The following is a 12,624-nucleotide window of genomic DNA, read 5'->3' as shown; positions in this document are numbered from 1 at the left end:
CGCACGTGAGAGGCTCGGGCCCGGCTTGGGTGACCGGGCCTCTCGCGTGACCTCAGAACGCGACCGGATGCGTCGGCGTCGCCTTCGGCCGCGGCCGAAGGCGATGGACGCGATCCAGGACGCGGGGCGTACGACGACCCCGCTCCAGAAAGCGGGATAACGCATCGCCCAGACCGACAGTCATGACGAACTGGTCTGCCTCGTCCTCAGCCGACAGGTCCGCCTGACGCTCGGCCCAGGGAACGACGTAGGACAAGCCGATCGCCGCTGCCCCGAGCACCCCGAAGACCGTCCGGCCCTCGTCGATTGCCTGCACCAGTGCAACAGCACCGGTGACGAACCGCAGCCGCCACGCCAGCGCAACCAACGGGAACCACCCGATACCGCGGCCAACGCCCCGACCGAACGTCTGCAGCGCCCGCCACGGCATCATCCAGAACTCGAGTGCGACGTCGTAGCGGGTCTGACCCAGCCGAATCCGACCAATAGCGTGCGCCATCAGCGCCGCTACCTCGACCGGACGGACCCGTCCGGCGGCAACTGCCTCGATGAGGCCCTCCGAGACCACGACGGTGCGCCGGCCTGCCGCGGAGACGCGGATGGGCTCCTGGCCCTGCCGAACCACCAGGTCGACTGCAGGAGCAGCGAGGTCACGCTCCTCGAGCACCGCCACCGCCGGCCGCAGCGCCGCGAGCTCATACTTACGCGGCGCCCGCGCCCGCGCCAGGAGTCGCACGGCGAGGGATTCGGCCCGGCCAGTCACCAGCATGACGACGGCCACCAGCACTGCCACGAACAGGCCCGCGCCCAGCACGGGATGCATCAGGGCACCCACCGCGCAGATGGCGACCGTGCTCACCACCACACCGGTGCCATCACTGAGGGCCCGGCACATCTTGCGTCGACTCATCATCGAGACCACCCTCTCGGCACGGCCACTAGTGCAAGTGCCTTGAACTGACGGCCCGTTGCCGCCAGATGAAGCCCGTGGTCCTTAGGGCTTGCGAGGTCAAGTCTCGCCCTCACCCCGGACAGCCACCCGAAGTTATCCACAGCCACCGCATCAGCAGCGCAGCGCCAACGAGGACCTGGCTGGATGTTGGCAGATCACATACATCGGAAGGAGACACCGTGACGACACCAGCACTGGCGCCGCACGACACCCAGGAGACGATCGCCACGATCGCACGACTGCTGCACCATGCAGCCGCTCGCGCCGCCGAGGGTGCGGCCGCCCAGGGCCCACGATCTGTCGGACACGTGCATGCCCTGGGAATCCACCTGCTCGCCGCCGAGACCGCTCTGCTCGTACCGCGAGAGATCGACCCGTACTGGCCCCGGCCGACTCAGGAGGACCCCACAGAGCTACTGCGGATCGCCGAGCAACTCGCCCGTTCGGTGCCTGTGAACGACACGACCGTTGGATTCTCGTCGGTAGTCGTCGGAATCGCAGATCTGCTGCGGGAGGCGACTTCGTGAGTACGGCGCCAGCCGACCGGAGAGCCATCGGAGAACTTCTGCTCGATGCCGACCTACAGGCCCGGCAGTTGCTCATGGATGCCGAGGGTGACGATGCTCCCGCTATGTTGCGGACCTGGGGTGAAGTCGTTCAGGTGGCCAGCGACCTGTGGTCCGCTCTGCCCACCGAACCGAATCCGAGCCCCGTGGACGGCATCACCATGCAGCGGCTTGAGGCGATGAGCCAGGCTCAGCACCGTGCCCAGCTCAGCCAGGGCTGGCCCGGTGAGGGCCCCGCAGACGAGCGGCTTCTGAGCATTGCCGATAACCTCAGCAGAGCTGCGGAGCTCGCCGCCGGTCCCGGACGAGATGTACGCCTGCACACCCCAGCCGCGCGGGCGGACCTCAGCGCGGCTCGGATGAGGGTGATGCACACCTTGTACGTCGGGGCGCACGCCGTCGGTGTTGCCGTCCACCACCACGTCGAAGACGTTCGGCGCACCAGAAGTCGTAGTTCCACTACACGGGATACTCGCGCCCTTCCCCGCGGGCGGGAGGCCGGCACACGCATTGCTGCCTTCGAACAGGTCGCAGGCGCCTACGTCGGCAACCGCTTCAGCCGGGCGATGGCCGGCCAACACGTTGACCCACCGCGAGGAACAGGGCGACTTCATCAAGCACTGGCCACCTGGGACGTCCAAGCTCACCGCAGTCTGGCCGTAGCGCCCACGGTCGCCAACCTCCACCTGTCCTCACGCACCCAAGCGATGGTTGCGACCGCGAGCACCGCGATCCTGGCCGCTGCATCCAAGACGGGGCACATCGACGGTGACGCCTTCCATTATCGGCTCGGCCCTGCGCTGGACGCCAACCAGCGAGCATGGGCGGGGACGGCCAACCGGTGGAGCGCGCTCATCACCCGCGGCGAGAGAAGTGACCCAGCGTTGATCCACGCAGCGAACGAGGTGCGCGCAGCGATACATGAAGTCGCGTTCGACCGAACTCGATGGGCATCTCCCGAGACCATGGCTGGGCGCGTCGACCTGGGCCAGGCTGCGGCGACGGTCCAGCAGGCGATGGTCTCAGCTGCGGAGCTTTCTTGCGTGCATCGAGATGTTGTCACGCAGGAACCAGACCTGAGCGGTTCGGCCCGAACTCTGGCGGCTTGGACGCGTGAGGCTGGCGAGGCCTACGTCGCTCGAGGGGGCGACGAGCGGCGGGTCGAAGCAGCGCTCGTACCCCCCGGGGACGTGCACGCCAATCGGGCAAGCCCGTTGCCCGAGCCCGTCCGCAAGGACCTTGCCGCAGAGGCCCAACACCTCGTCGATGTGAGCGAGACGACGATGTCGGTCAGCAGCAGTGCCGTGACGCTTGCTGCGGCGGCACGGCAGCCGTCGGCAGATGAGGGCTGCGCACGGTGTCGCCCGGAGGAGAAGGACCCTACGAATCCAGGTCACAACCAAGGTCCCGCGGTTGAGCGGTGAATGTGAACCAGCAGGGCGCCTCGGCGTGTCATATCGGATATCGGCCACGATCTGCGGTGAGATATCTGGCATGGCTAGTGCAGCGACCTCAGACGAGCGCGCGTCCGGTTATCTCTTCCGAATGAGTCCTGACGACCACGCGCGGCTCAAGCGAGACGCCGAGGCCGCTGGGATCACGATCCAGGCTCTGCTGGAGCGAAGAGTCTTCGGCCGCCTGGACGCACAGCCACGTAAGCCTGGCCGCGTGCCGCGCGTAGATGGCGAGGAGCGGCTGCCGGGAGCCAGCCAGTGGTCTTCGCGGGGAGGTCGCCAAGCGTCCTGATCCCGCTCGGGGCAGGGCCCCGACATGACAAAAGCCCCTGGGCCAACAGGAGCTTTGTCTGAACCGGGCATCAGCCCAGTCCCAAATATGAACCTCACCGCGAGAGGTGGCTTTGTGCTACCCGAAACTGTACCCGCGCGCTCGGACATGTCCAAGCAGCGCGGTGAAAAGGGCGCGCGTGTCCCGCGCGTCGTGGCCCAGCTGGACGCCGCACTGTTCGGTCGTCGCTGGTTTGTGATCGACGCATCGAACGTGCGGGTGCCGCGCGTCGACGTGGCCACGCTTGAGCAAGGACTGACCCTGATCGGCAAGGGTTCGGCCGCGTCGGTTGTCGGCCGGTTGCGTGACGGGGTGTGCGTCGTCGATGTCGACGTCGCCGGCGAGGCCGGTCACGCGATCGCGGAGGATGTTGCGCGCTGGTGCGACCGCGCAGCGCTGTGGCACCTAGTCCGACCGTCCGGAGGCGCGGACGGTCGTCACCACGTGTTCGTGGCGCACAACGGCCAGCTCGAGGAGCTGAAGACCTACGCAGCGTCGGTGCGAGCCCGGTTCGGTGTGAGCACACCGAACGTGGATGTCCGCAGTGCAGTGCGTCCGCTGTCCACACCGCACCGGTGCGGCGGCTGGACTCGCCCGTACGGTGACCTGCGTGCCGCGCTGAGGAGTTTGCCGGAGATCACGCCTGCCTCGCCGCGGCCGGCGACACGCTCGGCGGTGGGTGCAGTGACCCCGGAGACGCCGCGGCCGCGTCGCCGGCGACCGCTGCCCCGGGAGTGGCAGGAGTACTTGCGCGCCGGGACGCTGCCACGGATCGGTGGGCAGGACCGGTCTCGCTCCACCTACGAGCTGATCTGCACCGGGGCGATGGTTCGGGCCGGGTTCGACGTCGAGGCCGCCTGGGAAGCCATCCAGGTGGCACACCCGAGCGCGATGTCCAAGGCCCGGGCAAGTCGCCGGCGGTGGGTGCGCGCGGTGTGGAACAGGGCCGTGCGGGACATGGACGCCGCCGCACCGGAGTACGCCGTCGACGACCAGGTCATGGCCGCGGTCGAGCAGGGCCGGGCCCGGCTCGAGGAGGTGATGTGGTCTCTGCCAGCCCGCCGGCGTCCGGCGCTGCTGCTGGTCGGACACCACCTGCTGGACCGCATCGAGCGGACCCAGCAGATGCGGGTGCCGTGCCCAGAACGGGACCTGGTCGTGGAGACCGGCATCACCGACCGCAAGACCATCCGCAGCGTGCTGCAGCTGCTCCACGGGCGGCTAGGGGTGCTGGACACGACGACCTTCCAGCCTGCCCGGTCGGCGCAGACGTCGTATGAGTTCGTGATCGACACGGCTCCGGAACAAGGAGTGCGGGAAATCCCCCCACCAAGGATTCACACCCCCTCCCGCGCGCGCCCCGCGGTTGCTGGTCTGCTCTCCCTCGGGTATGCCACTCGGTATGGCGGGCTCTCTCGAGGTGTCCAGAGCCGGTGACTGTGGAGGTGGTGGCGACGTTGGCCGGGATGAGTAGCAGTCGAACTGAGGCGCTGACTCCGAGTCAGGTGCGTTCGGCGCGTGCTGCGCTGCGCGCGTTGGGACGGGCCGGGATGGCCGAGTGCGACGTGGACGGCCAGTGGGCGATTCGTGCGGATGCATCCGCCGAGCACGCACAGAGTTCGGCGACGGCCTACAGGTGCGTCCACGACCAGGTCGTCGAGGAACGGTGCGAGTACAGGGCGGGCGGCGTGTCCCAGTGGAGCGTGCAGCAGGCGGCGGAGCTGAAAGCCAATCGGGCCCGTGAGCAGGCCTGGTGGGACGGTCTAGAGGCTCCTGAACGGGCCGAACGGCGCCGTGCCCGCCAGGAAGAGTTCGCGGGGCTTTCAGTGGTTGAGCAGGAACGCGTCAAGATTGAGCTCGCCGAGCGGCGCGTGCGCGCCGGTGTCGATGAGGCAGCCCGCCACGACGCCTGGGTTGACGGCCACACGATGGATGCCTGGGTACGTCGGTCGATCGAGCGCCAGTACCGCTACCAGCGGCTGCCCGAGCCGTTGCAGCAGGCCAAGGCCGCAGCGTGGCAGCGTCACCGAGAGCGGTTCGGCATCGCCCGTGGCACCCCGCTAGCCACTTCGCGGCGCGAGCACGCGGCTGCGCTGCCTAGCACCGCGGCCGGGCGCGACGAGGAGTTCTTGCTCGTCGATAGCGGCGGCAGGACGACGCGCCGCGACGTCGAAACCGGCTGACGCTGAGCTGGTCGGGTAACTGTCGAACTGGTCAGCAGGTGGCTCGGGCGCCGGCGACGGGAAGGAGTTCCGTTCGAGCCCCGCGCCAGAGGGCGCATCCAGCCCTTCCTGAAGCCGGAAGGGCTGGATGCCGTTGCGCTGCATGACGGTTCGCAGCCATCACCCTGTCTCGGATGATCGGTCCCCGTCGGAGGCCCGTCGCGGGCTGACACGCCGGCCTGGGCGTAGGCGCTCCAGCTGTGGCCAGGCCTGGCCGTCGTTGTGCTCCTTCTCCAGCCGCGTCACGTACGAGCGCAGCGCCTCATCGACCAGTTGCGCCAGCGTGTAGCCGGGGTCGACGCGCCGCTGCATGCCGACCGTGGCCGCGCGGATCCGCTGGTTGGTGCTGGCCGTGATCTGGGTGGCCAGCCTTTCGCGCCGCGGTTCGTCGCTCACAGCACTCCCCGTCCTGCAGGTCCGCCAGCACCTTCCGGCAGTCGTCGGAGACGTCCTCGTGCGGGACGTACGCGGTGACCGGCACCCCGTTGCTGGCCGCCTCGGCGACTAGCGCGGTGCGACGCACCGTCGGGGTCAGCAGCTCGCCGTAGTTGTCGTCCAGCCAGGCCAGCGCCTCGGAGTACACCCGCCCGGCGTTGGCCGGTGGCACCGCGCACGGGATGATCGCGTCCAGGCGGATGTCCAGCTCGAGCTCCTCGGCGGTGTCCTGCACGGTGGACATGAAGGGCGCGATGCCCTGAACCTCCTTCAGCGACGGCATCGTCACCGTCACCACGCTCGTGGCGACCGCCAGCGCGGATCACCGTCAGCAACGACACACTGCCCGGGCAGTCGATCAGGACCACGTCGATGTCGTGCTCGGCGACCGCTCCTGCATCGGCTTGCGCAGCCGCAGCGCCGCGATCGGCATGGAGTTGAGCTCGACCAGGTCGGTGGCCAGGTCGGCGTGGCCCGGCAGCAGCAGCACCCCGTCGGTGTTCGTCTCCACCAGCGCGTCGAGGATCTCCGCGCGTCGCAGCAGCACGTCACCGGTGTGGTGGGCGACCTCGGTGGAAGCCACCCCGAGCGAGTGGGAGACGTTCGCCTGAGAGTCAGCGTCCACCACCAGTACCCGCTTGCCGTCTGCGGCGAGCAGCGCGGCCAGTGCGGCGACCATCGTGGACTTGCCGACCGAGCCGGCCTGGTTGGCGACAGTGATGACCTTGACCGCCTGGCCGTTGGTCGCGTTCAGCTGGGTGCTGCTCATGCCTGCTCCTCCTGGGCTGATTCCACGGAATCGGTCTGCGGGTCGTCCTGCTCGGTCGTCTCGGTGTCCTCATCGGGGCTGGTCGGGACGGAGTCATCAGTCCTCGTCCGGGCCGCCGCGAGCTGGTCTTTCTCCCACGGCGTCGGGACGTACCCGCGGTCGGTCAACCAGGCGAGGTAGTCGCAGTCGGCCGCACCCCAGGTGTGGTGAGGTGCGCGGGTATCGACCTCCTGCGCGGCCACAGCACTGATCCAGGCCAGGTGCAGCCGCTCGGCGTGAGTCTGCGCGAGCTGCTTCCACTCGTAGTCGTCCTGCGTCCGCTCGGCACTGGGACCGACGCCGGCGCCCTGGGCAAGGGTGCGCGCCAAGGTCGCCTGCACCCCGTTCACGCTGCGACCGCGCAGCAGTCCGTCGGCGAGCGTTGCCACGAGCTCGCCGGCCTTCGGCTTCACCGCCAGCACCGTCACCAGGTGCTGCTCGCGCGCCTGCGCGGCCTTGCGCGCCTCGGCCTGCTCATCCCGGGCTGCCTTGCGCTCGGCCGCACGCGCGGCTGTCGCCGGCGGTGGCGACACCCGGAAGTAGACGGTGTCCTCACCGCTGACCGCCACGGCCAGGTCGCCCTGCTCGCGCGCCTGCTCGATCGCCTCAGCGTCGGTAAGCCGGTGCTCCTGCCACCCCACCCCGAGCGTCTTGCCCGGCTCGATCACCGCGCAGACCCTCCCGGTCAGCGACCTCCTGAGCCTCACGCCGTGCCCGCCGCTGCCCTATCTCGTTACGCGCCTCGCGCACGAAGGCCATCAACGTCTCCTTGCGCACCGCTTCAGCCGAGGCAGCACACCTGCTGCGCAGACGCTCGTCGAACGCCGCGACGACCTCCTCGCGCTGCCTCAGGTCGACCTGACCCAGCATCTCCAGCACCAGCGGTGCGTCCGTGACGAGCATCGCCTCCGATTCCAGCGCCTCCTGCGCCGACGCCGGCAACGTCAGCAAGGCCAGCCTCTTACTGATCTGCCCCTGCGCCCGGCCCAGGTGCTCGGCCAACTTGCGCTGCGACAGGCCCTGCTCATCCATCGCCCGCTGCATCTGCCGCGCCTCCTCCAGAGGAGTGAACGCCAACCGCAGGTCAGGGTCGTTCTCGTGCAGCGGGATCAACCCGATCTGCGCAGCCAGCTCAGGGCGGACCGTCGCGGGAATGTCCCTCCTTGCCCGCCAGTCGCGACGCGGTCAAGCGCCGAACGCCTGCCGGGGTGACCCACGGCCGGTCAGCGATGGCCTCCCGGTCCTCCGGGTGATGCTTCAGGTAGTCCGCGGCCGAGACCACCAGGATCGGCTGCAGCACGCCGACCTCGCCGATGGAGTCCGCGAGACGCTTGGTCTTCTCGCTGGTCCCGTCCTCACGCCACGCCGGGTTGTGCGGGTACGGCGCGATGTCCTCCAACGGAATCCGCGTCGTCGCCTCATCGTGGTGCGACGCGGCGTCTCGCACCGTTGCCGCGATCGACCGCGACCCCGGCCGGCGCGCCGGCCGACCCGCTTGACCGTCCGACGCCACCGCCGCCAGACCCTTCCCGCCGAACCCCGGCGTCCGCTTCTTTGTTGGCACCAGATCTCTCCTCACCGAGTTATTGACACCATTATCACCATTACTGGCAATGGTGTCAATAACCGCGGAAGAAGTGTTGGACGTGTCGCCGAACTGGGCCGGTCGTTTTCGTCCGGCCCGGCCACTGGGGTGTCCGGTCTGACGGTCAGCGCCGAGCCCAAGGCGGAGGATTCGCTGCCCCCGCGACGACCGCCGAGATCTGAAACGCCTGCGCTGAGTCCTGGTGCGAGACACGCCTCCAGGACCAGCTGAGTAGTTTCACGACATGCACGCGGCTCACGTCGAGTTCGGTCGCGACCCTCGCGGACACTCAGACCACTCAGCCGAAGGCATTGCGCCGCCTGCCATTCCAACCAGGCCTGCACGCCGGGTGCTGCTCCTAGGAGACGTGCACGATCCACCGCTGCAAGGCTCGTCAGATCCCGGCCATCGAGTCGCTGCTGACTCGTAGACTTGCGCATGATCGAGACTCCGCTTCTCGGTCTGGGCCTGAGCGGATGTAGCTGCACCCGCTCAGGCCATCTTCACGTAGAGGTGTGACGCCACGGTGATTCCACGGAATCGGTCCCCCGAAGCGCCTGCCTACGGTGTCGGCCCGTTCAGCCCGCCGAAGTTCGTCGGCTCCGTCGGCTCCGGGGACGGACGCCTGCCCCGAGGGTGATCGTGGTCCGCGTCAAGCGATCGACGTGAACTGCCACGCCGCCAGGACCAGCGCGCGCGTTGGGTCGACGTCGGCGCGCGCCAAGCCGAAGCCCAGGTCCGCGAGCCGCCCGTCACGACTCAATGCCTTGGCGATCCGGCCGACCTTGCTCTTCGAGAGCTGCAGCTGATCGCGATTGCGCGCACGCTGTGCCCCTCCTCCAGGAGCGCGTAGACGGCCTGGTGCTGGACCAGGTCGCGCGCCGCTTCCGCAACCGCGACCGCATCCTCGCTGGCAGCCAGCGCATGTGCGGCCTTGCCACTCAGCGCGAGGCCGAACGAGGCCGAGGACCACCACCTGCCCAGCCGTTGATCGCGGGAGAGCGCCGGGTCCCAGTGCTCGTCGGAGTCCAAGTAGTCATCACGATGTCCCATGGCTGGGACACTAGCACGCCGTCCCATCAATGGGACAGCCTGGAGACCTGGGCGCGCCCGTTCCTTAGTGCTTGTGGTCGCAGTACGCCCAGAGCCCGTGGTGGGCGACGCGCGCGGACCGTTCGGCCTGCTCGAGCTCGTCATGCTGGGCCAGCGGCGGCCGAGACGTGCGAGCCGTCGCGTGCCCTTGCTCGACCACGCGCACGTTCACGTTCGTACCTGCCGACGTCCGCACATAGGCGAGCAGTCGTCCGTAGGTGTCGCGCTCGTACTGGCCGGAGTCGACTGTCAAGGTGACCGCCTGCGCGCCGACCAGACGGGTCACGGTCCGGCCTGGCGGGGGTTGCTGCACCCGTCAGGCCATCTTCATCTAGATGTAGGAGGCCACGACGTTGGTGACGGTCGCCGGAGCGAGCGATGCGGGTGGCTGACCGTCGGCTGCGCCGTGGGGTCGGTGGTAGTTGAAGTGGATGTTCCATACCGCGATGGCTGCTGATCGCTCGGCTTCGCTGGACCAGGTGCGGGCGTACAGGAGTTCCTCGGCGATGATTCGGTTGTATCGCTCCACTTTCCCGTTGTGCTTGGGCGTGTAGGGCTTGGTCCGCTGTGCTTGGCACCCAAGAGTGCTCGAGCGAACGCGTCGGCGCGGTAACAGGCACCATTGTCAGTGGACGATCTTCTCGATGTGCGTGATGCCGTGCGCGGCGAACCAGACCCTGGCTCGGTGCATGAAAGCAACGGCGGTGACGGCCCTTTCGTCGGGCAGCGGTTCGGTGTACGCCATCCGCGTGTGGCCATCGACGGCAGAGTGCAGGTAGATGTACCCGCGTGTGCCGGTCTTCGTCTTCGCGCGTGCCGCGGCTCGGGCTTGCTCGGAGTCACGGCCGTGGGCGCGCCACCCTCCGCCGTCGGGGATGCGCCCGACCTTCTTCACGTCGACGTGGACCATGTGCCCCGGGTGCTTGGCGATGATGACGCGCGGTGCGCGGTTGGTGTCGCCGCCGGGGTCGATGAACTTGCGCCCGGTTCAATCCGAGCTGCGCTAGCAGCCGGGTCACGGTTCGGCGGCTGATCGTTGTGCCAGTCTCGTTCAGTTCGAACGTGATTCGGGATGCCCGACCACTTGTGTTCTCGCCGCATCGTCTCGACCTGTGACACGACGTCGGGCCGCGTCGCGGTGGGCTGACGGTGCGGCGTCGACGATCGGTCCCGTAGGCCGACCTCGCCGTGTTGCCGCCACCGATTCACCCATTTCGACGCGCACGCACGAGAGATGCCCATCTCGGCAGCGACATGCGCTATCGGGCGTGTCTTGCAGCGTTCAATAAGCCGGCGTCGACCCTCGGCCGACAGGGGTGCGTTCGCGTGGCTTCTCACCGTGACTCGCCGCCTTTGAGCCCAATGATTAGAGCCTGAAGCGTGCCGGCCGCTTCGCTGATCTTCTCAGCGTCGATTCCGGCGAGCATTGCGGCACGGGGGACATCGCTGAGCTCCCACAATGTCGTGAGCACGTCTTCGCCCGCGGGTGTCAGGCGAAGCAGCGGTGAGGTCTCATGCCGGGGGTTGCTCACATGCTCCACGTGCCCGCCATTCACCAGTTGATCGGCAACCCGCTGCACCGCCTGACGTGTCACACCCAGCCGTGCAGCGATTCGCGGGACGCTCGCGGCGTGGCCGTCCGACAACACACTCATGGTGTGCCACTGCGTGACCGTCACGCTCTGTTGCCGCGCGAAGACCTCGCTCTCCCTGCGGCTGACTGCCGCCAGCTCGTAGACGTTCGCCATCAGCAGCCGATATGCCGACACTTTTGCCCGTTCCGTATTTGACAACATGTTGTCATATTAGGTGCGATGGTCACATGCCACCAACTCGCACCGGGCAACTCACTCGGATCTCGGCAGTGCCTCTCGCCTTCGGATCAATCGCCGGATCGGGGATCCTCAGCCTGCCTTCGGCGGTGTACGCCGAGGCAGGCACGGCCAGCGTGGCCGTGTGGATCATCTCCGCGGCCGCGTGCGTACCCATGCTGCTGATGTTCCGTGACGCCATGGCCCTGTCCGGTGACGGCAACGCCATCCAGCAGCTGGTCACTCGCGGGATTGCCCCCTGGGCCGGTTCAGCAATGCCGCTGATGTTCCTGTTCGTGGTGGTTGTCGGCCCCAACTGGGTGCATCGTGGCCGGGCAGTACGCCGAGGACGGCTTGGGATGGCCCCGGTCACCAACCATCGTCGCGGTGGCCATTCTTGTCGCGGCCCTTGCAGCCAACCTGCTCGGCGGCACAGCCGGGCGAAACGTTCAACTTGGCGGCAGCGCCGTCCTCGTCGTCACCGGTGTCTTCCTCATCGTGACGGGTGCCCGCCACGGGACCCACGCGATGCACGTCGTGCCTGACCCTCGGCCTGGGGATCAGTGCTGCCCGGTGTGCTCCTGGCGTTCTGGGCATTCGTAGGGTTCGAAAATCTGACCTTTCTCGGGCGTGATCTACGCGACCCGATACAAGACTTCCTCCCCGTCAGCATCGCCGCGTTGGCGGTCTACGGCACGTTCGCGCTCGGACTGACACTGACCATCGCAGGCACCATCGACCGCCACTCGGTAAACGCGGTCACAGGCCTCTTGCAGATCTCCACCAGTCCCAGCGTGCAAGCCGGCGTCGCTCTCGTCGGGCTCGCTGCCATGCTCATCAACGCCGCTGCTTGGGTACGCGGCGTCGATCAACTCATCGCCAGCGCCGTCGCCGAACGACAGCTACCCCGCCAGCTCGCGAGACAACCACTGGCCAGGACCGCGCTCCTCGCCGGACTGTTCAGCGTGACCATCGTCGTACTCACCACAAATCCCCACCTCACCGTGGGAGCCCTAGCAGCGAGCAGCGCAGTCTTCGTGATGATCTACCTGATCTGCATCGCCGCCTACGTCCGCGCCGTCGGCGTGCGGTTACGGACCACGCTCAACGCACTACTCGTCCCAGCAATGCTCGCGACACTCATCCAGTCAGGCACCAGACCCGTCTACGGGCTAGCAGTCTCCGTGGCCTGCCTCACCTGGTGCTACCTGCGCCGCAAACAGCCGTCAACAACCTCCTGACCCGCAACACTAGCAGCGAGCAGCGCAGTCTTCGTGATGATCTACCTGATCTGCATCGCCGCCTACGTCCGCGCCGTCGCGTGCGGTTACGGACCACGCTCAACGCACTACTCGTCCCAGCAATGCT

Annotated in this window: 14 protein-coding genes and 1 pseudogene; 4 read left to right on the top strand and 11 right to left on the bottom strand. The window is 67.9% G+C overall.

Going from position 1 to position 12,624, the window contains the following annotated elements:
• Positions 1 to 52: 52 nt before the first annotated feature.
• Positions 53 to 913 carry a hypothetical protein gene (locus tag VV01_RS21310; RefSeq protein WP_157509202.1) on the bottom strand — a complete coding sequence of 287 codons (861 nt, stop codon included), beginning with the start codon at positions 911 to 913 and terminating at the stop codon, positions 53 to 55.
• A 218-nt stretch (positions 914 to 1,131) separates the two neighbouring features.
• Here VV01_RS21310 and VV01_RS21305 point away from each other — a divergent pair, with 218 nt between their 5' ends.
• Positions 1,132 to 1,479, top strand: a complete 348-nt coding sequence (locus VV01_RS21305) for a hypothetical protein (protein ID WP_050672090.1) — start codon at positions 1,132 to 1,134, stop codon at positions 1,477 to 1,479.
• Between the two features lie 53 nt (positions 1,480 to 1,532).
• On the opposite strand, the gene VV01_RS24130 is transcribed toward VV01_RS21305, so the two are convergent.
• Positions 1,533 to 2,135, bottom strand: a complete 603-nt coding sequence (locus tag VV01_RS24130) for a hypothetical protein (RefSeq protein WP_197275225.1) — start codon at positions 2,133 to 2,135, stop codon at positions 1,533 to 1,535.
• 1,243 nt (positions 2,136 to 3,378) lie between these two features.
• Here VV01_RS24130 and VV01_RS21290 point away from each other — a divergent pair.
• Positions 3,379 to 4,740 (top strand): hypothetical protein, encoded by a 1,362-nt coding sequence (locus tag VV01_RS21290; RefSeq protein WP_157509198.1) that lies wholly within the window; start codon positions 3,379 to 3,381, stop codon positions 4,738 to 4,740.
• Positions 4,737 to 5,486: a hypothetical protein gene (locus tag VV01_RS21285; RefSeq protein ID WP_157509196.1), complete on the top strand. Its 750-nt coding sequence runs from the start codon at positions 4,737 to 4,739 to the stop codon at positions 5,484 to 5,486. Before VV01_RS21290 ends, VV01_RS21285 begins: the two co-directional genes overlap by 4 nt.
• Positions 5,487 to 5,787: 301 nt before the next feature.
• Here the strand turns inward: VV01_RS21285 and VV01_RS21280 are convergent, their stop codons facing one another.
• From VV01_RS21280 to VV01_RS23575, 9 genes and pseudogenes are all read right to left on the bottom strand, one after another.
• Positions 5,788 to 6,249, bottom strand: coding sequence for a hypothetical protein (locus VV01_RS21280; RefSeq protein WP_157509194.1), 462 nt, complete (start codon positions 6,247 to 6,249; stop codon positions 5,788 to 5,790).
• A gap of 69 nt (positions 6,250 to 6,318) precedes the next feature.
• Positions 6,319 to 6,729, bottom strand: a complete 411-nt coding sequence (locus VV01_RS21275) for a ParA family protein (protein ID WP_050672084.1) — start codon at positions 6,727 to 6,729, stop codon at positions 6,319 to 6,321.
• Positions 6,726 to 7,436 carry a hypothetical protein gene (locus VV01_RS21270; RefSeq protein ID WP_050672083.1) on the bottom strand — a complete coding sequence of 237 codons (711 nt, stop codon included), beginning with the start codon at positions 7,434 to 7,436 and terminating at the stop codon, positions 6,726 to 6,728. Before VV01_RS21270 ends, VV01_RS21275 begins: the two co-directional genes overlap by 4 nt.
• Positions 7,375 to 7,881 carry a hypothetical protein gene (locus tag VV01_RS21265; protein WP_050672082.1) on the bottom strand — a complete coding sequence of 169 codons (507 nt, stop codon included), beginning with the start codon at positions 7,879 to 7,881 and terminating at the stop codon, positions 7,375 to 7,377. The genes VV01_RS21270 and VV01_RS21265 overlap by 62 nt, the downstream gene beginning before the upstream one ends.
• A 19-nt stretch (positions 7,882 to 7,900) precedes the next feature.
• Positions 7,901 to 8,332: a ParB N-terminal domain-containing protein gene (locus VV01_RS24125; protein ID WP_197275224.1), complete on the bottom strand. Its 432-nt coding sequence runs from the start codon at positions 8,330 to 8,332 to the stop codon at positions 7,901 to 7,903.
• A 1,138-nt stretch (positions 8,333 to 9,470) separates the two neighbouring features.
• On the bottom strand, positions 9,471 to 9,731 hold the full coding sequence (locus VV01_RS21250; RefSeq protein WP_050672079.1) for a thermonuclease family protein: 261 nt from the start codon (positions 9,729 to 9,731) through the stop codon (positions 9,471 to 9,473).
• Between the two features lie 45 nt (positions 9,732 to 9,776).
• Positions 9,777 to 10,783 (bottom strand): annotated as a pseudogene (locus VV01_RS21245) (IS481 family transposase).
• Positions 10,780 to 11,241 (bottom strand): MarR family winged helix-turn-helix transcriptional regulator, encoded by a 462-nt coding sequence (locus tag VV01_RS21240; RefSeq protein WP_071606617.1) that lies wholly within the window; start codon positions 11,239 to 11,241, stop codon positions 10,780 to 10,782. Before VV01_RS21240 ends, VV01_RS21245 begins: the two are co-directional and overlap by 4 nt.
• Positions 11,242 to 11,625: 384 nt before the next feature.
• Complete coding sequence (locus VV01_RS23575; RefSeq protein ID WP_157509190.1) at positions 11,626 to 11,772, bottom strand: hypothetical protein; 147 nt, start codon at positions 11,770 to 11,772, stop codon at positions 11,626 to 11,628.
• Between the two features lie 59 nt (positions 11,773 to 11,831).
• On the opposite strand from VV01_RS23575, the gene VV01_RS21230 reads away from it, so the two are divergent.
• Positions 11,832 to 12,497, top strand: a complete 666-nt coding sequence (locus tag VV01_RS21230) for a hypothetical protein (protein ID WP_157509188.1) — start codon at positions 11,832 to 11,834, stop codon at positions 12,495 to 12,497.
• Positions 12,498 to 12,624: the final 127 nt, after the last annotated feature.

Origin of the sequence: Luteipulveratus halotolerans, from assembly GCF_001247745.1 — a bacterium.
GTDB lineage: Bacteria > Actinomycetota > Actinomycetes > Actinomycetales > Dermatophilaceae > Luteipulveratus > Luteipulveratus halotolerans.
The sequence above is the reverse complement of the archived record's forward strand: the minus strand, read 5'-3'. Positions and strand labels throughout refer to the sequence as shown.

Excerpts from the sequence above, each read along its gene's own strand:
- VV01_RS21310 (WP_157509202.1), bottom strand. The coding sequence starts at position 913 with ATGATGAGTCGACGCAAGATGTGCCGGGCCCTCAGTGATGGCACCGGT.
- VV01_RS21275 (WP_050672084.1), bottom strand. The coding sequence starts at position 6,729 with ATGAGCAGCACCCAGCTGAACGCGACCAACGGCCAGGCGGTCAAGGTC.
- VV01_RS21240 (WP_071606617.1), bottom strand. The coding sequence starts at position 11,241 with ATGTTGTCAAATACGGAACGGGCAAAAGTGTCGGCATATCGGCTGCTG.